A 22,319-nucleotide genomic window follows, 5' to 3' on the forward strand; every position below is an offset into this window, starting at 1 on the left:
CGCGCCCGGGAGAGGGACCCGGGCGCGCCGGTCGGGCTATCTGGGGTCGCCCAGATAGGGGAAGGTGCCTTTGAAGTGCTTGCCGCTGGCGTCCACGTTGTCGCTGGTGAACGCCGGTACCTCTTTGCCGTCGTCCGGCGCGAGGCCGAGCGTGGAGATGGTGTTGCCGAACACCACGCCGAGCGAGATGTCTACGACATCGTCGCCGAGCTTGCGACCGCCGAACTTGCCGCCGGTTGCGCCGCCGGTCTCGTAACCGAGGTAGGCCGCGTTGCCGGACTGGCTGAGGTCGACCTTCATGACATCCGGGACGAGGACGGCCTTGACCACTGCGGTCGTCGCCGCCGACCGCCCGGCCGGGAAGGTCATGAACGACTGAATGTCGTTCGCGAGGTTGGCGCTGTCTTCCGAAGGGGTTGCCTCGTCGTTGATCTTGTGGCGGTTGTTGGCGACGGTGGCGAACACTTCGTTCACGACCGGGCGGGCAAGACGATCCACTTGGTGGAAGGTGCCGCCGCTGGCGACGCTGGTGGTCGTCCACATGCCGATGATGTTGTTGGTCGGCCCGGGCGTATGGTTGGTGGACGAAGATCCGCCGCAGCCGGCGAGGACGACGAAAGGAACGAGGATTAGGGCTTTGTTTCTGATCACTGCAGGCTCCTCTTCGGAAGCTCCACTACGATGGAGAGGACGTTGTACTTACCGGTCGACAGGAAGTCTTTAGCGACGCCGGGGGCGCGCCAGGAACTCTGCTTCGGAGTATTCGGATCGGCGACCGGAGTTCCGGTGAGCGGAGTGGCTCGATCCGGAAAGATGTTGAGGAACTGTTCGAGGTCGAAGAAGAACGGATCTTCTCTTCCGCCGGCGAAGACGGTCATACCGCTCTTGGGGCTGAACGGAGCGTTTAGGGTGCCGTGGACCGCCAGCGGCGTTTCTTGGACACTGTCCTTGCCGGTCATGGACGGCCGAACCGGGCCAGAGATGGAGACGGTTTGCGCGGCGCCCGCGCCGGTGAACTTGGCCTGAATGACCTTGTCCTCGACTCCGTCGCCATTGTTGTCGATCTTGAATTGGTACAGGACATTTGGGTCGAATCCGACGGTGGTTCCTTCACCCGATCCGATCAAGGGGTGAACGTTCATGACGAGAACGATGTTGTCCGCGTTGGTCGGACTCGGAAACATGTAAACGTCCGTGATGTCGGTACCGGGGTTAGCGGCGATATCGGGGGTGTCGGCATGGTCCGATGCTCGGACCTTGCCGATCAACATGAGCGGCGCGAGGAGCGCTACCATGCCGAGGGCGATGTACTTCTTTGTTCGATGGGTCACGATTGTCTCCCGGGAATTGCCAAGGCATTCCTGTGAGAGAAGGTTCGCCCGCGAACCTTACGCCCCGGTGATCGGAAGATGAACAGTGGATGAACTCGCCCTAGGCCGGGTGAACGCTTCCCCTTCCCACCCACAGCGCCCACGCGATCAACACGCCTTGGAGGGGGAGTCGCAGCCAAAGCGCGACCCTTAGCCAGGGCGCGGCATCGGCCGCCGGATGCAACGCCATGTCGACGTTGACCGGGAAGACGGCCACGTACAGGGCCACTAAACCGAAGGAGGCGTAGCGTCTCGACGCGGGGATAAGAAGTCCTGCGCCGCCGGCGACTTCGAACAGGCCGCTGATAAGGACCAACCCGCGGTGGGCGGGAATATACGCTGGCATCACCCGTTCAAACTGCTCGTTTAGAACGAAGTGCAGAATGCCGATCGCGATCATTCCGAGCGCGAGTAGGGCTCGGAAGAACGGCTGAGGCGCAAAAAAGCGGCCCATATGCATAGCATACGGGCCTCGATTGGGACTAATTAGTCCACGTGCTTGCCGGTCTTGTCATCGATCCGGTCGCCGGTCAGGGCGTCGGCCGCCTTCTCGGTTATGCCGCGCGTGTCCGGGGATCCGTCCACGTCATGTCCGCCGGTCTGAATGCCGGGGACTCCGTTACCGGGAGTCGGCACTCGATCGTTGACGTCGCGAGTGGCGCCGTGGCCGATTCCGGTGATGGTGTCATCGTTATCCACCTTGTCGACGGCGGCGACTGCCGCCTGGCTGCCAAGCCCGCCCGCTACGGCACCGACGATAGCGCCGCCGATCGTGCCAAGGGGACCGGCCGCCGATCCGGCGATCGCACCGGTCACTGCGCCACCGACACCGCCGATGTTGCGCGCCTTGACCGAATCGTTGTTGGGATCGTCGTCGATACCGTGTTGAATATTGTCGTCAATCTTTTCTGCCATTTGCTCTCCTGCTCATCGCCGTGGCGAGGAGCCTTTCAATGACTACGGCGAACGCAATCCTGTTCATGAAGCGTGGGACCGGCTGCTTATCCTTGAATTGGGACCGGTCGTAGCAGCTAGCATGTAGGCATGGTCGCCAAGATCCTTTCCGCCAAAGAGGGTGAGGTTATGTCGGGGGCGGGCGGCTCCGTTCGGCTCCTTCTCGAAGGAGATCCAGTCGGAACGATGAGGCGATTGAATCGTTGCTCCTTCGCCATCAGCGGCACGTTCTCAAACGACAGCTTGAGATATATTCGCTTTGTTCAGTTACTAGGAGCGGTTACCATTTGCAACTGTAGCAGCCGTTTGCCGTTGGTTCGCTGCTCTTGCTGCACGAGGCCGGTGCCGGGGGCGTACCAGGATTCGAGTTGGATCGTGCCCGTTGGGAGCCTGAGGGTTAGGGTGGCGAGGATGGCGTCGATCTTGCGGCTGCCGATGTCGACCTTGGTCTTCTTGTGGACCAGCTTGGCGCTGGCAGGTTGAACCCGGCCCATTGAGACGAGGCGGCCATGCCAGGAGCGCGGTTTTTCGTCCTCAGCGAGCATCGGAAGCGACGGGGAAAACCATGCGTTCGCCGCTTGATCGGCGTAAAGCACGCCGCCCTGCCAGGCCAGGCGCGAGACGCCCAGGGGTCCGCTGAGCTCATAGCCGTCCTCGCCGGCTACGGAGAGGCGGCGGGCGACCCGAATCGGCTCGATACGCGAGTCGAAGCCGAAGCGAGCGATGTAGGTTGTCGCGCGTCCCACCTCCATAGGCATAAGAGGGTGCGAGCTTCCGCAGCCGGCGACGCTCGTCGCTACCGCCGCCAGCGCGCATCTCTTCAGGCTTCCATGCCAATCGGAACGCATGCGAGTAAGTATGTCTTGCACGGGCGGTTTCGTAGTACATTCAGTCCGAGGCGAGGACCCGAAGCGCGAGGTGAGAGGAACCGGCCGGGTTGGACCCAGTACGCGGCGTCGTACAATGAATGAGGAGACGGAATGACGCCGAAGCACGAGCCGAAGGAGAACGTGGTTGGATGGCTTGCGGGGCTGTTCGCGGTCCTTGTGATTGGAGCGGCCTTGTTTCCCGCGTATGGGAATCAAAAAGGGTACGCCAAGCGCACTCAGTGTTTCTCGAATCTCAAGCAAGTTGGAATCGGATTTGCTCTGTACACCTCGGACAACGAGGGCTGGATGCCGCCATCCGCCGCTTGGATCGACGAGCTGAAACCTTACACAAAGAGCGAGGAGCTCTTCGACTGCTCGGTGGCGGGCCGGTACGGCTATGCGATGAACGAGGCGCTTACCCAGGCGACCGTCGAAAAATGGTCGACGGAGAGGGCGGCTGAGACACCGGTAGCCTTCGAGTCGGTGACGATCGGGCGTAGCGTGGTCGGTTCGCTTCAATTGCTGCCCCGCGCCCCCCGCCACGGCTCGGTTAACAACATCGCCTACGTGGACGGCCATGCCAAGGGTGTGCGCCAGGGTTCGATTTTCAACAGTTTGTAGAGGAGCGCGAAGCGTTCAGAACGGACGGACCAATTTTACGGTGATCACGCCGCGGGTGGTCGGGCTGTTCGGGTCGCCGATGAGCACGAAGATGTCGGTGCCGTGACGGGAGCGGCGGCCGTAAGAGAGATAGACATTCATCTTTCCTCCGGTCTGCACGAGACGGCCGCCGAGCGACTCTTGGGAGTTCAACCGATATGTCCCGCTTAGCACCGTCTGGTTGTTCTCGAAATCGCCGAGCTGCAGGTGGTTGAAGTCGAGATGCAGGGAAAATCCCTTGGCGATTAGAGCCCCCTGGCTGATGTCTATGAACCGGTACGCCTTGTTCTCCCTCCGCCCCACCTGCGCATTCACCCCGCCGCGTTGAAACAGGGTCTTCTGGTTCCACCCGACGAAACCGCTTACGGTGTTGTCTTTGAAATCCTCACGCTTGCCAGTGTCCGCCCCGAAGGCGTACTCCCAGCCGTTTCGCATCGATATGTCCGCGTTGCCGGAGATGGAGTCGTGAAAAAAACCGCCGGTCATGTGCCGGTAGCTGCTCGCATTAATGCCGTAGAAGTCTCGTTCGACGGCGCCCCGGTCATGGGCGTTATTTCGATAGATGTTGAAGCCGCTGCCGCGGACATCGACTTCGCTTACCAAACCAAGCTGGTTCTCGAAGTGGGGGCCGGTTTCCGTGTAATACGCGGAGCCGTTCAGCTTTCCGCGCCCCGCGTCGGTCGAGAACTGAAAGAAGTCGTTATGGTCCGACCTCCCGCCAGAGACCCAAGAGCCGGTGCCGTTCGCGTAGATGTCGAACTTCCGCCCCTTTTGCGCCCATCCATAGTCACCGCCGAGCTGGGCGACCCGGTTATTCGGCTGGCCGCCAATGTCGTTGCCGAGGACGGCGCCGGCGATTTGACTGTAGCGCCCAAGATCCTGAGCGACTTTCGCCACCACCGCCGTCTGCCCGTCCCCTTCCCGTGCCGTCGTTCCCAACACCCCGATCGTGGTCGGACCGTTCTTGCCGACGAGCTTCAATCCGAAGTCCACCATCGGGATTCGTTGCGAGTAGAAGAGAAAGGAGTCTTGCCAAACGCCGTTCCCTTCCGCGAAGAATGGCCGGCGATCAGGAACAAACTTCTCGGTGTATGAGAAGCTAAGGTCCTGAACCGCCTGCTCCACGGTTTGGAAGTCGGGGAAGATGGTGGCCACACCCGTCAGCGTCGTTGAGACCGGATATTTCACGTCGAGGCCGGTTCGGAACGAAGTGGTTTTTCCGGCGGTGCCCAGCACGTAGGGGAGAGCGACCAAACGGGGAGGGTAGTAGGGTGGCTCGATGCCAGTGAAATCGCACAGGTAGGAAACCGGATCGTGGTCGCCGGCGGGTGGAATATAAGGCCAGATTTCGGCGTTCGTTTCTCGTGAGATCTGGCGAAGCAGGGCGATCGGAAAAGACTTACTCCCGCGCGGGTACTTCAGCAGAGAAAACGGTATCGAAATCTCGCACGTCCAGCCGTCGGGGGTGCGCTGGGTCGCCGCCGTCCAGTCCCCCGCCCAAGTCAAGTTGTCGGCGGTGCCGCCGTCGAGCTGCGTCGTCTGGGTGCCGTTCGCGCTGACGTTGAGCTGGGTAACGTTGCGACGGCTTCCCTGGCTGTCGATCGCCACGAGAACGTAGTCGTCATGGTTGATGTCCCCTTCACGCTGCGTCTCGTGGGCTCGAATCAGCTCCGGATGGCTGTCGAGGCAGTGGAACGCCACGTACAGGTGCGTCTTGTCCGCGCAGATCCAAGCTTCCGTCTGCTCCTTGAGCGGCTCGGTGCTCTGAAATCGATAGAACCCCGAGGCGTGCAACGCTCCTTTCCAGCAAGCGTCGTCTAGCTTCCCGTCGATCGCCGGCCGCGTCTCGGCCTTTGGAATCTGGTAGGTCGCCTTCTTCCATTCGCCCGTCGGAATCGGCGGGTTCGGTATCGAGGAAGACATCTGCCCCCACGCCACTGCTCCGGCAATCCAAACCGCGACCGCCGCACTAGCTCGAAATAGTTGGTTCATGTTCTTTCTTTTCCGGAGCCCCCTCTCCCTCCTCCAGATGTTTGTGCTGGACAAGGGAAAGGGGGTTGGTGGTGAGGGAGTCCGCCGGACCGCTGCTCTCCAGAGCGGCCCTTCCAGAAGGCGAACGTACGTTCGCCTGATGGGCGGGCCGCCCATGAAAACCCACGGGCAAGCTGCCCGTGCCACGGTCAGGGTTTGGATGTGATTCGCTTCAGGGAACGGCGGACCTCGCGCAGAGCTTGGTCGGAGGCGCCGCGGGCGGTCTTCATCGCGGATCTAACGATCGCTTCAATGTCGGGACCTAGATGCTCGGAGCGGATTTCGCGGCGGGCTTCCGCCATCGCGCGGTCGACCTCGGCCATTGCGCGCTTGATTTCTCGCTCCGCTTCCGCCATTGCCCGCTCTGACTCCGCAGACGCCTCTTTGAGCGCTTTCGCGATCTCTCGATCGATCTGTCCCGGTTTTTCGTCGTCTTGATCGGGAGTTACATCGGCGGGCGAGAAGTCGACGGTCGGTTCGGCTTCCATCGACGCCTGAAGCTCGTCGCCGAACGTCTTGCCGCCACGGGAAATCTGAATGCTCCCAGCGCCGACGTGAATGTCGAGCTTAGGACCTCCCTGGCCGAAGCGGGTGCGGCGCTTGCCGCCGATCTTGATCTCGCCATCCGAGCGCGATGTCGCCGGAACCCCTTCGATGTCGCCGACGCCGACTTCGGCGGAGACGTCGGCATTGGTGTTCTTGGGCAGGTCGATGGTGATCTCCCCGGCTCCGCTCCAAAGCTTGGAATCTCGCCGGAGCGGCGACTCCAGACCCAACGAAATTTGGCCCGCCCCAACATGCAAGTCGAGCGCACCGCCGCAGGAAATAGGGTGCAGGTCCACTTCGCCCGCTCCGACGACTCCCTTGAAAGCGCCGAATTGCCCGCCTCCATCCGCCGATCCGTACTTGAGTTGGAGGTCGACGTCCAGCCCGGCCGGGGCGCTGATCTCTATTTCGAGGTCGATATCGGCCCCTTTTGAGTTTCCCTTCTCCAAGAATCCTGTGGGCGGCTGGTCTTTTACCGTCAGCACGTTACCGTTTCGAGAAACGGTCAGCACGGACTGGTCCAGCCAGCGGCGCGCCTCTGCCGAGAGTGGCTTTTTCGCCGAGCGGACCGCGTGCACTTTCAGCTCATTCGAGCGGCTGGTCAACAGGTGAAGGGTGCCAAATGGCACATCGATTCGGAGAACGCGCGCATCTCCGCCGGTGACCGCCCCGTTGATCGTTCGGCTCTCCCTGGGTTCCTGGCCTCGCTCCTGGCGCAGGTTTCGATGTGAAGTCTGAAGGGTTGCGGCGACTCCGGTCGCTCCGAGAAGCGCGGTTGTGAGGACGAAATAGGTTGATTTGAGCATGTTTAGACTCCGAAAAGAAGGCGCGAAAGGGCCACTGAGGCGCAGGGGGGTGGGCACGGGCGTCGCCCGTGGAATGAAATGGGGGAGGCTAGGTCGAGCTAGCCCGAGGGCGGATCTTTGCGATCCTGTTTAGGAATGCGAAGCGGCTTCACCTTCGGAACCTTTCCGCCAAGAAGTCCCTTTTTCACCGAGTCGAGACTCGCGGATACGCTCTTTTCGACCGCCTTGATTGTCGATTCGGCGAACTTGCGAGACGCTGCGTCGGGAGTCTGGGTGGCAACTTCCTTACGGGCCTCTTCGAAGCCGTTCTTCATCTCGCGTCGAGCCTCTTCCATCCCTTTCGCCGCCTCTTGGTTTCCAGCTTTGGTGGCGATCCCCACGAGGTCGTCGATCTTTACATCGAGGTTCTCGGGTTCCCCCGAAAGGATGATCGAATGTTTGCCGTTGGAAACGGCCAAGGTGTTCGCGGCGGGGGTAACCGGCTTTCGTCGGGCTACTTGAACTGGTTTAGGTCGGTGCGAGACTAAGCGGTTCGGCTTTCGCGTCCGCGGCTCCGGGGCATTTACGATGCTCGATCCAGACGCTGACCTAGAGCCGTTCCCGGCGGAGTGAGTGACAACCGCACTTGGCGGTTGGACCTCGACGGCGACCGATGGACCGGACCCGTTCGCCACTTGACGAACAATCGTCGGCCCGGCGGCCCCGATCGCCACTACGATTCCGGAGAGGACCGAGACCATGCCGAGCGCGGCGGCGCCTCGCACGGGACGGCGGCACCGCCGCTCTTCGAGGATCGCTCGCAAACGGCCGTCGAGCACTCCCGGACGGGCCATCGCGAGGGCGGCGTCGGCGGCCGGTTGGCTTCTCCGGAGATCGCGCAGGACTTCTAGAAGATGGGAGGCGTACTGGGTCGCGGGCAAGCCACCGCCGAGAACGCGATCGTCGGCTGCGTTCTCGCTCTCCTTGGCGATTTGCCGCGCCACGACCCAAACTAACGGATTGAACCAGTAGAGCGCGCAGGTAAGTTGCGCCGTCATGCTGGCCAGCCAGTCACCCCGCTCGACGTGGGCGAGCTCATGGAGTACCACCGAGCAGAGCCGTTCCGTAGGCCAATCCGCCGCATCGCTAGGAAGTAGGAGAACCGGCCGGAAGTGGCCCCACATCATTGGCGGCTCGCTCGGCTTCCCTTCCAAGAGAAGAACGTGCCGGCCGGAGCGACGGCAATGTTCGGTCACCGCCGACTGCAGAGCCGGGTGGCCGGCCATGGAGAGCCTGCTCTCCATCCGCCGAAGCCGGGCCAGGCTCAGCATGACCCGCAAGGCCAGGGCGCCGGCCACTAATCCCCACGCGATGGCGAGAGGGGGCACGTCGGGGGCAGGAGCCTGGGCGACTGACGACCGAACCGCCGAAGAGGACTCCACCGGCGGAGCCGCGACTTCGATTCGCACGAACGGCACCTGCCAGCGGGGAAGCAGCGCCGAGGCGATCGGTAGGGCGAGCAGACCGGCCAGGGTCAGCACCAGTACGAGGTGCCGCGCCGCCGCCGAGCCGTTGCGCAGGAACGCCGCCGCCAAAAGGCCGCACAGGGAAACGGCAACCGATTTCACGACGAGGTCGAGGAGGATGGCGTTCATGGCTTGTCCTTTGCCTTGGCTTGCTCGATGATCGCAGAAAGCCGATTCAATTCTTCATCGGATACCGTAGTTTCGTCGCCGGAGAGGAAGGTCCGGACCATTCCCTCGAGACTGCCGCCGAAAAACGTTTGGACCACTTGGTTCAGCGCCGATTTCGCCGCTGCCTGCCTCGGTTCGGCAGGGAGGTAGACGTACCGTTTCCCGTCTTCTTCGTGCCGGATATGTCCTTTTTCTTCCAAGATCCGAAGGATCGATCGCACGGCCGAGTAACTCGGCGCATCGGTCATGGCCTCGTGAACTTCAGCGGCCGTCGATTTGCCGAGTCGATGGAGGATGTCGACGATCTCTCGCTCGCGGCGGCTAAGCCCGCTTCCGATCATCCTAGGCATTCGCGAGCTCTCCCCTCGTGGACATGCTGAAAGATTAGCACATGTTTTCTTCGATGCCAACACAAATGCAGATTTTTCAGCACGTCGGGAGCAGTACGTGGATTTCGTCGAAAAAGGTTCGGTTTTAGCGACGGTTTTGCAGAGTTCGACGCTGAACCTTCAAGCTCGCAAACCTAGCCGTTACGGTAGCGGCCCGATTGCTTGCAATTTCGGCGCCCAAAGTCGGAGCTTTGCGAGCGCCTCGGCGGCGTTGAGAGGCTTGGAGAGGTGGTCGTCCATGCCGGCCTGCAGGCACATGAGGCGGTCGCTGTCCAGCGCGTGCGCGGTTAGCGCGATGATCGGAGTCCGGCGTCCCGAAGACGCCTCGGCTTGCCGGATCCGGGCCGTGGCCTCGAAGCCGTCCATTTCCGACATCTGGACATCCATCAAGATAATGTCGAACTTCTCCGTTTCGAGGACGGCGATCGCCTCCGCTCCACTGGTAACCGCCACGCACTCGCAACCCCAGCTCTCCAGCCGCTCCTCGACGACCAGCAGATTGACCTCGTTATCCTCCGCGACCAAGACTCGCAGGCCGAGATGAATCTCAGGCTTGGCAGCGCTCGACTCGGCCACGGGCTGCCTTATCTGGCGCAATGCCTGCAAGAGGTGGGACTGGCGGATAGGTTTGGAGAGAACCGAATGGAACGTAGCCGCGTCCTCGGCCGGAATCGCCGCTCGCGAGCGGACGGGCGACAGCAGGACGATCGGGGTTTCTTCCTGTCCGGCCAGACCCCGGAGCCGTCGTCCTAGCTCGAGTCCGTCCATCTCCGGCATGTGGAAATCGGTTAGCACGATGTCGAATCGTTCACTGTCCCGAAGATGCTGGAGCGCTTCCTCGCCGGTCGAGGCGCCGACGGTCTTACAACGCCAGATCGCCAACTGTTCGATTAATCCGTTTCGGCTCGTCGCGTTGTCATCGACTACCAGTACGGACATTCCGGCCACCAATTCCGATCCTGGAACGACATCTGAGGCGCCCGACTGTTTATCCCAGGTCATATCGAAGAAGAAGGTGCTACCGACCCCTTCCTGACTTTCTAAGCCGAGCGAACCTCCCAGTAGCTCGACGAGCTGCTTCGCGATCGCGAGCCCGAGTCCGGTTCCTCCGTAGCGGCGGGTCATGCTCCCGTCCGCCTGGGTAAAGCTCTCGAAGATCGCGGCCTGGCGGTCCTTCGCGATTCCGATCCCAGTATCCCGAACCTTGATCCTGATGGTGGCTCGCCAGGGGGTCTCGCGCAACAGCGTTGCCTCCAAGGCCACTTCGCCACGCGCGGTAAATTTCAACGCATTGCCGAGGAGGTTTGTCAGGATCTGCCGGAGCTTGCCTCCGTCGCCCACGACGTTAACGGGAAGATCGGGAGGCAAATGGGCGAGGAGCTCGACATCCGATCCTTGCATTCGGCCCGCCACCATCTCTAAGACCTCTTCGATGCACGTCCTCATGTCGAAGTCGGTCTGGCTCACCGCGAGTTTGCCGGCCTCCAATTTGGAGAAATCGAGGATGTCGTCGATGATCGACAGCAGAGATTCGGCGCTGTTTTGCACGGTCCGCGTGTAGCGGAGTTGATCCTGGTTTAGCGGGGTCTCCAGCAGCAGCGAGGTCATCCCGATGACGCCGTTCATTGGGGTTCGGATTTCGTGGCTCATATTCGCCAAGAACTGGCTCTTCACCCGAGTCGCCGCCAACGCTTCGTCACGGGCGACGAGCAGTTCCTCGGCTTGACGGCGTAGCGCCTCTTCTGCCTCGCGGCGGCGGTCCAGCTCTTCTTGCCCCGCGGCGAAAAGCTTTGCGTTTAGAATCGCCACTGCGGCTTGCTCTACAAACGGAAGAAGCAATTCGACATCGTCCGGCGAGATCTTACGGCCTGACAACAGGGTGTCGATACTTAGGACGCCCTGTAAGGTTTCCCCTGTCCGCAAGGCCATCACCGCGTGGCTGGACGCGCGCTGTCGCGCTTCCTCACCCGGGATTTTGCCGATGACGAACGGCTTTTCCGATCGGATCAATTCTTGAAGCGATTCGGAGCAATCGCGGATCAATCGGCGCTCGTTCCGCTCGCTTATGACCTCTCCCTTATGAATGGCAACCGTGCCAAGGAGGAACTCGCCCTCCACAATCCAAAGGCTGACGCGGTCCACCCATCCGGTTTCGACGGTAGCCTCGCAAACCAGCCGGAATACTTCGTCCAGGTGCTGCCGGCGGTTGATCGCCGTCGCCATCTGCATGAGGCGCTGCTGTTGCCTCATCGTCCGGGCCTGTTGCTCCAGCAGCGTCGATTTTTGGATAGCGATGGCCGCAGTGCGGGTGAACGGGACGATCGTCGCGAGGCTTTCCATCGTAATCCGCCGCATCGTCAGGAGATTGTCGGCAGTGAGGAATCCGATCATGTGATCGCCCGACTGCAGCGCGATCACGGCGTGCGGTACCTTCTCCCGAATCTCGCCGTTGGCCATCGTCACCGATGGGAGCTCGTCGATCTTGACGAGCTCATCCCCCTCCTCCGGCATTAGAGTGCTGACGAATTCTGGGCGTACCCAAAAGCTGACTTGGTGCTCGTCGGAGATCCCGCCCTCTAGGTCGGTCCCGTAGGTTCCTCGGGCGTACTCGCCGTCCAATATCCAGAGCGCGACCCGGTCTACGACTCCGGTCTCGATAATGGCGTCTCGCACAAGCCTGAACACGCCATCGAGATCCTCGTTCGATCCGATGGCGACTGCCACCTCCATCAGCCGGCTCTGCTGGTTGACGATCCGCTGCCGATCGTCGAGCAGCCGGGCTTTGTTGATTGCGGCGGCGGCTTGATGGGCAAAGGGAACGAGCGCAACAAGATCCTCTTGCGTGATCGGCCGTCCGGAAATGAGGTTATCGACCCCCAGAATTCCCACCGTGCCGTCGTTCGTCCGCAAACGCAAAATGCCGTGGGATTGGACTCCCGCCATCGGATCGCTCGAAGCCGGGTGGTGAACATCGGCAAAGTTTTCAAGGAGCTGGAAGTCCATGCCTCCCGCAACGCCGATACCCCACCGGACCCTCTCCTGTTCCGTCACCGGCCGGCAATCGTAACTTATATCCTCGGCGTTTCCTTCACGGTCGGTGCCCCAGCAGCCTCGAATCATGCCGTCGGTTTCGTCGAATAGGTACAAACCGGCCCGGTCGAATCCTCCGACCTCCACGGCGGCATCGCGAACGAGACGCAAGACGCGGCTCAGGTCGGTGCTCTCGTTGATCACCGCCGCCAGCTCCATCAGGCGGCGTTGCCGACCTGCCGCCCGTTCTCGTTCCTCCAAGAGGGCGGCTTTTTGAATGGCGGAGGCGGCTTGCTCTGCGAATGGAAGGAGATCCGCCAGATCGGATTCAATAATCGGCCGACGGCTTAGAAGGTTGTCGACGGCGATGAAGCCAACCGTTTTGCCGTTCGCCCGCATGGAGACCACGCCCTGCTCCTCGACCCCTTTCATCTCCTCGTCCGCTCCCTTGCCTTGGACGTTGGGATAGTTCTTGTGGTGGACGTAGCCGGGGTGGTCTGCTACTCCGATGCCCCAGTTCTTTTTGTCTAGGGCTCCGATCTCGTAGACGCCGCGAGTCGTATCCTCGAGGTTCCCTTCGCGGTCGGTTCCCCAGGTGCCGCGCATGATGCTGGTGGCTTCGTCGTACAGAAAGATCCCGGCTCGATCGAACCCGCAAACGGTTACGACGTTATCGCGCAGTTGTCTTAGCAACGTTCGCAGGTCGACGCCCGCGTTGCTCGCCGTGTTGAGCTCCATGGCGGCTTTCTGCAGATCGAGCGCCCGCTGGTGGCGCGCGGCAAGGCGGCCCTTCTCCAAAGCGTTGGCCAGCAAGTAGCCGATCGAAGTTAGGAAAGAGACGTGGCCCGGGTCGAAGTGGAACGTTGGCTCGTTCCTTCCGATGTAGATCACCCCCAGGACGCGGTCGCCGAGAAGAATCGGGACGGCGATAAGGGTGGTTGTGCCTTCTCCGAGAACTCCGATCTCTTCCGGAGAGGCTTGGCTCCGGTCCGCGACCAAGATCGGCTTGCGCGTGGAACGCACGTGCTCAAATACGATATCGGTGCTTGGGCCTGCGCCGACCTTCACGGGAAACGACAACGTTTGTTCTCGGTCGTGGAAGAGCGCGATCCAAAACGACTCCCCGTCGAATAAGGAGTCGCGCAACGCCTCGTACAACGCCTGGGGTATCTCCCCAGCATTGAGATTCTTCTGGAGAGCGAGGCTCACCTGATACAGGAGCGCAGGTTCGCACCCGTCGAGGTCGAAACTGCCGCTCGCTAAACCAGTCGGTTTCGCACTGTTATTCATGGGGGTGGACCACAGTCCGATCGGACATCAAGAGGCGACGCCAGTCCCTCACCTAAATTGTCGGCAGGTTCGCGGATTTCTTGCGTGGCTCGCGCGCCAAGTGCGGTTTTGTGAGCTAGTTCTCGACCATGCGGGTGTGACATGGCGGCTCCGGCAACTATTTATTTCTGCCCGGCGGTAGTAGCCTGCCATAAATGGCGAGGCGGCTTGAACTGGGGGAGTATTGCGGGCGGGCGGTTCGGCGCCGCCGGGTCCGGGGTTTCGTGATTACCGAAAACCGGTTCCGTCCGGGGTTGGAGATCGAGCGCCACTCTCACGCGCATCCTCACTTCACCTTTGTTCTGGCAGGTGGGTTTACCGAACGATACGGAGACCGCATCCTGGAATGCCGCCCCGACTCCACCTTGCTGGTTCCGGCCGACGAAGCGCATACCGATCAGGTTTGGAACGAAGGCGCCCACAGCCTTGGAGTGGAAATCGCGCCGGACGTGGCCACCCGGCTTGCAAGGCAGACGGAGGTTTTGAGAAAGGCGAAGGTCGTGGTTCACGATCCGATTCGCGCGGCTTCGCACCGGCTGTTCCGGGAGTTTTTCTCGCAGGACGTGGCCGCCGAGCTTTGCATTGAGAGCCTCGCGCTGGAGATCCTCGTGCTTGCCGCGCGGATTCCCAAACCGACCAACTCGGCCGAGCCGCGTTGGATGCGCGAGGTTGTCGAGCGCCTGCGAGATGGCTTTAGCGAGTCGCTTTCGCTGGAGTCCCTTGCGGACACCGCGGGAGTCCATGTAACCCATTTGGCGCGAACGTTCCGAAGGACGCATGGATGCACGGTTGGCGACTATGTCCGGCGGCTTCGAATCGAAGCCGGGGCTCGCGACCTGCGGATCACCGATAAGCCGGTGGCGCAGGTGGCGATGGACGCGGGTTTCTGCGATCAGTCCCATTTCTGCCGATCCTTCCGGAGGGTCTACGGGGTAACCCCCTCGGAATACCGGGCCGATCGGGGCAACCGGCCCAAATCGCGTTTCCCATGCTAGGCGGGTTCCAGGCGCTAATCCGATTCTAGGCTTCGCCGTACTTCGGAAGTACGGTAGTGCAGTGGGACCGCTCCTCCTCGCTTTATTCGTTCCTCGGCTTGTTCAAGATTCGATCGATCTGCATCTCGCGTCGCGTTACTTTCAGGAGGCGAAGAATGCCTCGGACGACGTTTGCGCCCTTTGGTCGAAGCCGCTGTACGGGCCGATGATTTTTCTCGATCCGGCCTCACGATTCGCCGTTGCGAACGGCCCAGATCGCGAAGGGCAGCTTATCCGCCGGGGCGACTTGTGGATTGGCAAGATGCCGCCGGAGATCGGCGCGGCGAACACCGCGAGAGACTGGGGAGGGGTCCATTGGACGATGGTGATGTGGCCACTGCCGTCGACGACGGCCGAGCGGAACATGCTGTTGATGCACGAATGTTGGCACCGGATCCAGGACGAGATCGGGCTCCCGGGCGAGTCCAAGGCTAATGCGCACCTGGACAAGAAGGACGGCCGAATATGGTTGCGGTTGGAGTGGCGGGCGCTCTCCCGAGGCTTAACCTCCTGGGGACCAGAGCGGGTGGAGAGCCTCACCGACGCCCTTACTTTCCGCGCCTACCGGCGTGCGATCTTCCCGACGGCAGCCGTGGAGGAAGACCGGATGGAGGTGCATGAGGGAATGGCCGAGTACAGCGGCGTCCGGTCGATGGGTCTCGGCGGCTTTGCCCGGCGTTCTTACCTCTCGGGGCGGCTGAAGGTGAACGCGCTGAAGCCATCCTACTCGTACGCTTTCGCCTACGAGACGGGGCCGGCGTACGGGCTGCTGCTGGACATGGACAGCAAGGACTGGCGAACCCGGCTAACTCCGCGCTCCAGCCTCTCCGATATGCTGCGCTCGGTCGCGAAGATCGAGTTTCCGCACGACATCGCCAAAGCGGCTCGGGCTCGGGCGGGGTTCTATGGCGGCAAGGAGATCGTCCGCGAGGAGGAGGCCCGCCAGCGAGAGACCGACGCCAAACTCAAGCTGTACCGACGCCTGCTCGTCGACGGTCCGGTTCTGGAACTGCCGGCTCCCAAGCTTGACTACACCTTTGATCCGAACGAAGTCGTTCCGTTCGGCGAGTTGGGCACGGTCTATCCGCACCTCACCTTAAGCGACGAGTGGGGGATTCTGGAGGCTTCTAAGGGAGCCCGCCTGGTCGTGAGCGCTCGTACCGCGTATGTCTCCGCGCCGACGTCGTCCGACGCCGCTTCCGGCGACGGCTGGAAGCTGACTCTCAAACCAGGATGGCGAGTCGTTCCGGGAAGCCGAAAGGGGGACTATCGGTTGGAGCGGCGGCCGGGATCGTGAACAGATCTCCATCCAACGGTCTCAAGTCTGGAGGGATCGTTAACCACGAAGTATCTTTCGACTATCGCAAGTAGGTTTCGCGATCGCCTTTGAAGCCACGGGCCTTGGCGAACACGGAAACCGTTGGTCTTGTGCCGACCCGTTGTATAATGTCTGGGTTGAGATAAGGCTCATAACGGCTACACAAGGCCGGCGGATCCTCGACGAATCTGGGGACGCCGGCCTTTTTGTGCGTCGGACGTTCCTAGTCAGGAGAACGAGAAGATGCAAACGCTTGTAATCGTGGGCGCCCAGTGGGGCGATGAGGCGAAAGGGAAGCTGGTCGACGTGCTCGGAAGCCAGGCCGAGATTGTGGTCCGCTACAGCGGCGGCAACAACGCCGGGCACACCGTCATCACCGGCGGCAAGACCTATAAGTTCCAGCTCATCCCGGCCGGAATCCTCCACCCCGGGACGGTCGCCATCGTCGGCTCCGGCATGGTCGTGGACCCGAAGGGGCTGCTCGACGAGCTGGACCGGACCTTGGCACAGAAGAGCGACCTGGGAACCCTAAAGATCTCCTCCGCCGCCCATGTGGTTTTCCCCTATCACCGGATGCTTGACGCCCTGGAAGAGGAAGCCCGGGGAGAGAACAAGATTGGAACGACCTCGCGTGGCATCGGCCCGGCGTACCAGGACAAGGTCGCCCGGATCGGCATCCGGATGGGTGAGTTCGTGGAGCCGGCGATTTTCGAAACGCGGTTCCGCGATGTGCTGAAGTACAAGAATCGGGAGCTCGAAATGCACGGGTCGCCGACGCTGGACTTCGACACGCTGTTCAGCGAATACACCGCTTACGCCGACCGGCTGCGTCCATTCGTCTGCGATACGGAGGTGCTTGTTCAGGACGCGGTGGCGGCGAACAAACGGGTCCTCTTCGAAGGGGCCCAGGGGACGTTCCTCGACCTCGATTCGGGTACCTACCCGTACGTAACCTCGTCTCACCCGATTGCCGGCGGCGCCTGTCTCGGCACCGGCGTAGGACCGCGAGCGTTGAAGAACATCCTTGGCGTAGCAAAGGCGTATACCACCCGGGTCGGCTCTGGCCCGTTTCCGACCGAGTTGGACGACGAGGTCGGCGAATTTATTCGGGATGCGGGTCAGGAGTACGGGACCGTTACCGGCCGCGGCCGCCGGTGCGGATGGCTCGATCTGGTGTTGTTGCGGCAGTCGGCTCGTCTCAACTCTCTCAGCGGCTGGGTGTTAACTCGGTTGGACGTTCTGAGCGGCCTTGAGAAGGTCAAGGTTGCGACGAAGTACCGCTACGAAGGGGGCGAGATCGAGCATATTCCGCAGAACATCTGGGACTTCGCCAAGGTGGAGCCGGTGTACGACGAGATGGAAGGGTGGTCCGGCAACCTCCGTACCGCGCGTAAGCTGTCGGACCTACCCGCCAGCGCTCAGCGATATCTCCAATACGTGGAGGAGATGACCGGCGTGCCGGTCGCCATCGTCAGTATCGGGCCGGATCGAGACGAGACGATCGTCGTTCGCCCGGATCTTATCTGGGGGTAGTTCCGGACCGGCATTCCGGATTTCTCCACCCCCAACCCCCTCCTCATCGCACATACATCGACGAGGAGGGGGCTCCGGATTATCGGGTGCCGATGGCGCGGCCGAGTCGCGGTGAGGCGACCGATCGGGTCCGGGTGGTCATGAAGGCCACGGTGGAAGCGCCGGCGACGACGATCGCCCAAGCCCCGAGATCCATCAAGATCATGGTCGAGACGTAGGTCGGGTCCAGCTTGAAGAACGTCGGCGGGTAAGAGACTCCGAGGAGGAGGCCAGCGTAAGCGACGGCCAATAGCGGAAGCACCCACAGCATCTTAGCCGGGCGAAGCTTCAGCACTTGAACCGAGATTGCGCAGGCGACGCCGATGATGAGGCCGAGAGTGGCGTGACCGACAAAGTTGGCGGCGCTCAGCCCGCCCATCGTCAAGCCGATGGCGACGATTTCAATTACGCGAAGAATGGGCACGCCGAGGATTAGCGAGAGCCCGAGATAAATTTTCTTTTCCATTCGTCTGTTCCGTCCACAAAGAGGAAGAAGTTATGCTCCGCGCGATCACCCCCGCCACCCGGCGAGAGGTAGACCGGTTGGACCCGGTGAGTTTGAACCGAACCATCGAGGACCAAGCGGTGGTAGCTTCCTTCGTACCAGCCGATCCAAGCGCTCTTATCGCGGCGCTCAACCGAAGCGATGCTGACTAGCCAGCCCGCCGTAGGGTTGTCCTTGATGTATTTGTCGATCCACTCATAGGGCATGCAGAATTCACGTAGGCCGGGGTAACTGTTCCGGAATTTTGAGACGGCTTCGGGGTGATTTCCCATCTGCGCGTAATCTTCGCGGGCGACGAGATTGCCGATGCCATCCAGCGTGTTGTCCAATGCGGATGAGCAGACCGTTTCGGGGGCGTAGTGGCCCTCAACCAAAACCGCGGGGGAGAGGGGGACGTATCCGGTATCTCCGGTATAGATCCCCTGCGCCACTGCGAGTTGGTGCATGTTGTTGAGCTCGGAGGTTTCCGCGGCTCGACGCTTGGAGGCGAGCAGGACCGGCGCCAAAATCCCGGCGAGCGTCATCACGATGCCGATGACGACGAGGATCTCCACTAAGGTGAAGGCTTGGGACGGTTGGGGGCGCCGAGCGTGCATGGTAGTTCTACGCCGTTACTGAGTGCAGTTGCCCTCAGGACACGGAGCCGCGTCGTACTGGTGATCGCTACACCGGTTGGTGGCGGACCAGCCGCTCCATCCGTAGTAGAAACCGTTCGAGCATTGGTACCTTTGGCAGGTGCCGGTTAGGATTGCGTACGGGGTTCCGTTCTTACTGCTGAGACCGCAGCCGTAGTCCAACTGGGACTTCTCTTTGTCGATTTGGGTGTCTGGGAAGCAGTTCAGGCAAACCGGCTTGGAACCGACGCCTCCCCCACCGTCCAGGGCATTCATCGACGCCGTGCCGGCGACGCCGAGTGCAAAGGGCAAGCACAGCAGCGCGACCAGGGGGCCGATCAGAGGATTTGTTCGCATGGCTAGGCCATGATAACAGAGCTCAAAACGACTCGCCGGGAGCTTACAGGTTTAAACGGGCCGGTTCATTAGGGTATTTATTGCCGAGTTAATAGCAATAAATAGCATATACACTGATGCTAAAAATACTGATAATTGTTGGTTTTTTCGCTACTCTCGATACCTCGTGTGGGTGTAGATTGCGGCGTTCGTCGCGGGTTTCGCTTCTTAGCGCAACCGTCTCGCGACTGCGCAGTATGTTCTCACTCAATGCCTCGACCGATCCGCACGCTCTCCCTCTTCATGCTTGTCCTCGTTGCGTCGCCGTCGCTGGCGCTCGCGCAGGATTCGACCCTGACTCTCGACCAGGCTTTACGCTTGGCCAAGGAAAGGAACGGCACGATCCGTTCCGCCCAGTACGACGTGAATGCTGCCGAAAGTCGCGTTACGCAAGCATTTAGCGCGTTCCTTCCGACGGTTACGCCGCAGTATCAATACAATAACATACGTCGCGACGGAAACCAACCACTTTTTGTTACCAATGGCGACGCGGGGCTCCTGTCAGGAAACTGGCGTCTCCTCGACTCGGGCGAGCGGGACTTCTCGTACCGTTCGAGCAAACACTCTCTGTACGCCTCACGTTTCAATGCGAAGCAGACTTTACGCACAACTTTGTTCGCGGTTACCCAGCAATTTTACGATGCTCTCCGCTTCCAGGAGCTAGCGCGCGTCGCCGACTCGCAAGTTGATCGGGCGCAGACGATTTATGACCAGACGATGCTTCGCATCAAGCTTCGGGATGCGGCCGCGATCGAGGAGCTACAGGCGGACGCCGACCTTCAGAACGCGAAGGTGGCGGTGCTGACCGCTCGGAACCGGGTTACGAACGCGGCCGCCAGCCTCAAGTCGGCCATCGGGCTTGATGCCGGGCAAGCGCTTCCGACCCTGGAGAAAGATACGGCGGAACTGCCCGAAATGCCGGGGAACTTAGATTCGATCGTCACCGAGGGGCTTCGCCAGCGTCCGGACCTCCTTTCCCGAAGAGAAGCCTTGGACTCCGAGCGACTGACTCGAAGCCGGGCTCAGCGCGAGGCGGGGGTTTCGTTCGCGCTCGACCTGAGCAACGATTATCAGTTCTCCCCTTCGCGGCTCAATAACCGTAACCTCGGCCTCGTCGTCTCCTATCCGTTGTTCGACGGTGGACGAACTCGCGCCATCGTTCGCGAGCTCAGCGCGAATATCTCCGCCGACTCAGCCCTGTTGCTTCAAGCCGAGCGGGACGCGAGGGCCGAGATCGAGGCCGCCGCGGCCGAAGCGCGGACGAATCGGGAGCGGCTCGTCGCCGCGAAAAAGGCGTTGGATGCCGCCCAGAAGAATTTCGAGGCGGCGGTAAACTCTCGCAGCAAAGGGGCGTCCGACCTCTTGCAGGTGATCACTGCCCAAGTTAGCCTGGTAACTGCGGAATCAAATCATATCGAAGCGCAGTATGACTCTCGTATCTCCGATGCGCGGTTGAGGTTGGTCACGGGCCAACCGGTTCCGGGCGAAGACAATCCATGAATTCACGTAACGTCCTGTTCCTTGGCATTCCCGTCCTTTTCTTGGGCGGGTACGCCTTTCTCAACCGCAAGCCGCCCGAAACCTCTGAGATCGAATACCGGTACGCGACCGTCGCAAAAGGCGAGTTGATGCGGTCGATCTCCGCCACTGGCCAGGTCGTTGCCCTGACCACGGTGGATGTGAAGTCGAAAGCGGGCGGCAAGGTTGTGAAACTGGCGGTCGACGAAGGGGCCGTGGTTCATAAAGGGGACCTAATCGCCACGATCGACCCGGCGGACACGCAGTCGATCGTCGACCAGGCAAGCGCCGATTTACAGAGCGCCAATGCGCGGGCGGACCAGGCGGAAAAGAATCTCGAGCTTCAGATTGCCCAGGGCCGTAACGACGTCGAGGATGCCCGAACCGCCCTCGAGGCGGCTAAAGTGCGATACCGGCGCGCGGGGATCCAGTCGAAGCGGCAGCCTGGGTTGACCAAGGCCACGATCGCGCAGGCGCAAGCCGCCTACGACGCATCCGTGGCGGAAATGGAACGTATGCAGCGCGTCACCATCCCGCAGATGCGCCGCGACTCTCAGGGAAATCTCAGCCAAGCAACCGCCCAGCGCGACACCGCCGTATCCGAGCTGAAGCGGCAAGAAGAACTGCTGGACAAGGGGTACGTATCGGGAGCGGCCGTCGACCGTGCGCGGGCCGCGGCGGAAGTGGCCAAGACGTCCTACGAGACGGCCAAGCAGCGAGCCAGCACTCTCGAGGACGAAGTAAAGGCAAACCTCGAAGCCCAAAGGAGGGCGGTGGCGCGCGCTCGCGCCGCGCTTGACGAGACTCAGATCAACATCGCCGACGACGACATCAGCCGCACGAACGTCGCCGAAGCCGCGAGAAACATCCGAACCGCCGAGGTGGCCCTTCAGCGGGCGAAAGACAACCTTATGCAGACCGAGATTCGGCGCACCGAGGTTCTGGCCGCCCGCGCGTCCACGGTGCGCAATAAGGTTTCGCTAAAGAATGCTCAGGTTCAGCTGGATAGCACCACGGTTCTCGCGCCGCGAGACGGGGTGGTGACGCAGAAGTATTTGGAAGAGGGCACGATCATCCCTCCCGGCACCAGCACATTTTCACAAGGCACCAGCCTGGTGCAGATCAGCGACGTTACCCAGTTGTTCGTCGAGTGCGCGGTGGATGAAGCCGAGGTCGCCAACGTCAAGATCGGCCAACCGGTCCGGATCACCGCCGACGCATTCCGCGGCCAGCCGATGGACGGCGTGGTGACCCGTGTCAATCCGGCCGCGAAGACGGAGAACAACGTAACGGCGGTCAAGGTTCGCGTCAAGGTTTTGCCGGGGGGCAAGGTCCGGATTGTGCCGGGTATGAACGCTACTTGCGAGTTCATCACGCTTAGCAAGAAAGATGTCTTGATCGTTCCAAGCCAGGCGCTTCAAGACGATGGCACGGTGCAGTTGAAGGGACCGGATCCCAAGAAACCGATTTCGAAAAAGGTGGAGGTCGGAGAGACAGGAAACGATTCGATCGAAATCAAAGACGGCCTGAAAGTGGGAGATGAAGTCGTAACCGCCAAGATCGACTTGGCGCTCCTGCGCGATACGCAGAAGAAGATGCAGGAAGCCGAACAGGGTGGCGGCCTCGCGGGCGGCGGCCCCATGGGCGGCAAAAAGACCCCGAACCGAAACGCGAAGAAACCGGGAGGGAAGTAGGGGGAAGCGCG

At 61.4% G+C, this 22,319-nt stretch carries 19 protein-coding genes; 6 read left to right on the forward strand and 13 right to left on the reverse strand.

All coding sequences use genetic code 11. The features are described from left to right. Positions 1-36: 36 nt before the first annotated feature. The 5 genes from OP10G_RS27625 to OP10G_RS09950 form a co-directional block, all read right to left on the reverse strand. Positions 37-651, reverse strand: a complete 615-nt coding sequence (locus OP10G_RS27625; RefSeq protein WP_038472947.1) for a DUF4331 family protein — start codon at positions 649-651, stop codon at positions 37-39. After that, positions 648-1,331 (reverse strand): DUF4331 family protein, encoded by a 684-nt coding sequence (locus OP10G_RS27630; RefSeq protein WP_038472950.1) that lies wholly within the window; start codon positions 1,329-1,331, stop codon positions 648-650. Before OP10G_RS27630 ends, OP10G_RS27625 begins: the two co-directional genes overlap by 4 nt. 100 nt (positions 1,332-1,431) lie before the next feature. Beyond that, a complete protein-coding gene (locus tag OP10G_RS09940; RefSeq protein WP_025226044.1) occupies positions 1,432-1,824 on the reverse strand; it encodes a DoxX family protein in 393 nt (130 codons plus the stop codon). Positions 1,825-1,856: 32 nt separating this feature from the next. Continuing rightward, positions 1,857-2,285, reverse strand: a complete 429-nt coding sequence (locus tag OP10G_RS24360) for a hypothetical protein (RefSeq protein ID WP_025226043.1) — start codon at positions 2,283-2,285, stop codon at positions 1,857-1,859. Positions 2,286-2,587: 302 nt separating this feature from the next. Beyond that, positions 2,588-3,172, reverse strand: coding sequence for a hypothetical protein (locus OP10G_RS09950; RefSeq protein ID WP_025226042.1), 585 nt, complete (start codon positions 3,170-3,172; stop codon positions 2,588-2,590). A 132-nt stretch (positions 3,173-3,304) separates the two neighbouring features. Here OP10G_RS09950 and OP10G_RS09955 point away from each other — a divergent pair, with 132 nt between their 5' ends. Further along, entirely contained in the window at positions 3,305-3,814 is a 510-nt protein-coding gene (locus OP10G_RS09955; RefSeq protein ID WP_025226041.1) for a hypothetical protein, read from the forward strand. A 15-nt stretch (positions 3,815-3,829) separates the two neighbouring features. On the opposite strand, the gene OP10G_RS09960 is transcribed toward OP10G_RS09955, so the two are convergent. The 5 genes from OP10G_RS09960 to OP10G_RS24365 all read right to left on the reverse strand — a co-directional run bounded on the left by OP10G_RS09960 (position 3,830) and on the right by OP10G_RS24365 (position 13,618). After that, positions 3,830-5,845, reverse strand: coding sequence for a carbohydrate binding family 9 domain-containing protein (locus OP10G_RS09960; protein ID WP_025226040.1), 2,016 nt, complete (start codon positions 5,843-5,845; stop codon positions 3,830-3,832). Between the two features lie 188 nt (positions 5,846-6,033). After that, positions 6,034-7,236, reverse strand: a complete 1,203-nt coding sequence (locus OP10G_RS09970; protein ID WP_025226038.1) for a hypothetical protein — start codon at positions 7,234-7,236, stop codon at positions 6,034-6,036. A 98-nt stretch (positions 7,237-7,334) separates the two neighbouring features. Continuing rightward, positions 7,335-8,870 carry a M56 family metallopeptidase gene (locus tag OP10G_RS09975; RefSeq protein WP_025226037.1) on the reverse strand — a complete coding sequence of 512 codons (1,536 nt, stop codon included), beginning with the start codon at positions 8,868-8,870 and terminating at the stop codon, positions 7,335-7,337. Then, entirely contained in the window at positions 8,867-9,259 is a 393-nt protein-coding gene (locus OP10G_RS09980) for a BlaI/MecI/CopY family transcriptional regulator (protein WP_025226036.1), read from the reverse strand. The genes OP10G_RS09975 and OP10G_RS09980 overlap by 4 nt, the downstream gene beginning before the upstream one ends. A gap of 180 nt (positions 9,260-9,439) precedes the next feature. Further along, positions 9,440-13,618, reverse strand: a complete 4,179-nt coding sequence (locus OP10G_RS24365) for a response regulator (RefSeq protein ID WP_025226035.1) — start codon at positions 13,616-13,618, stop codon at positions 9,440-9,442. 194 nt (positions 13,619-13,812) lie between these two features. Here OP10G_RS24365 and OP10G_RS24370 point away from each other — a divergent pair, with 194 nt between their 5' ends. The 3 genes from OP10G_RS24370 to OP10G_RS10000 all read left to right on the forward strand — a co-directional run bounded on the left by OP10G_RS24370 (position 13,813) and on the right by OP10G_RS10000 (position 17,542). Then, positions 13,813-14,652: a helix-turn-helix transcriptional regulator gene (locus OP10G_RS24370; protein WP_025226034.1), complete on the forward strand. Its 840-nt coding sequence runs from the start codon at positions 13,813-13,815 to the stop codon at positions 14,650-14,652. 61 nt (positions 14,653-14,713) lie between these two features. Further along, positions 14,714-15,988: a hypothetical protein gene (locus OP10G_RS09995; RefSeq protein ID WP_025226033.1), complete on the forward strand. Its 1,275-nt coding sequence runs from the start codon at positions 14,714-14,716 to the stop codon at positions 15,986-15,988. A gap of 264 nt (positions 15,989-16,252) precedes the next feature. After that, positions 16,253-17,542: an adenylosuccinate synthase gene (locus OP10G_RS10000; protein WP_025226032.1), complete on the forward strand. Its 1,290-nt coding sequence runs from the start codon at positions 16,253-16,255 to the stop codon at positions 17,540-17,542. Positions 17,543-17,621: 79 nt separating this feature from the next. On the opposite strand, the gene OP10G_RS10005 is transcribed toward OP10G_RS10000, so the two are convergent. Genes OP10G_RS10005 through OP10G_RS10015 form a run of 3 tightly spaced genes read right to left on the reverse strand, consistent with a single transcriptional unit; the run spans position 17,622 to position 19,057 of the window. Then, positions 17,622-18,047 carry a hypothetical protein gene (locus tag OP10G_RS10005; protein ID WP_025226031.1) on the reverse strand — a complete coding sequence of 142 codons (426 nt, stop codon included), beginning with the start codon at positions 18,045-18,047 and terminating at the stop codon, positions 17,622-17,624. After that, entirely contained in the window at positions 18,014-18,682 is a 669-nt protein-coding gene (locus OP10G_RS10010) for a type II secretion system protein (protein ID WP_025226030.1), read from the reverse strand. Before OP10G_RS10010 ends, OP10G_RS10005 begins: the two co-directional genes overlap by 34 nt. Before the next feature lie 15 nt (positions 18,683-18,697). Next, positions 18,698-19,057, reverse strand: a complete 360-nt coding sequence (locus OP10G_RS10015; protein ID WP_025226029.1) for a hypothetical protein — start codon at positions 19,055-19,057, stop codon at positions 18,698-18,700. Positions 19,058-19,306: 249 nt separating this feature from the next. On the opposite strand from OP10G_RS10015, the gene OP10G_RS10020 reads away from it, so the two are divergent. Next, positions 19,307-20,596: a TolC family protein gene (locus OP10G_RS10020; protein WP_025226028.1), complete on the forward strand. Its 1,290-nt coding sequence runs from the start codon at positions 19,307-19,309 to the stop codon at positions 20,594-20,596. Beyond that, the gene (locus tag OP10G_RS10025) at positions 20,593-22,308 is read left to right on the forward strand and encodes an efflux RND transporter periplasmic adaptor subunit (protein ID WP_025226027.1); all 1,716 of its coding nucleotides are present in this window, start codon (positions 20,593-20,595) and stop codon (positions 22,306-22,308) included. The genes OP10G_RS10020 and OP10G_RS10025 overlap by 4 nt, the downstream gene beginning before the upstream one ends. The last annotated feature ends 11 nt before the right edge of the window (positions 22,309-22,319 follow it).

The organism is Fimbriimonas ginsengisoli Gsoil 348, assembly GCF_000724625.1.
Taxonomy (GTDB): domain Bacteria; phylum Armatimonadota; class Fimbriimonadia; order Fimbriimonadales; family Fimbriimonadaceae; genus Fimbriimonas; species Fimbriimonas ginsengisoli.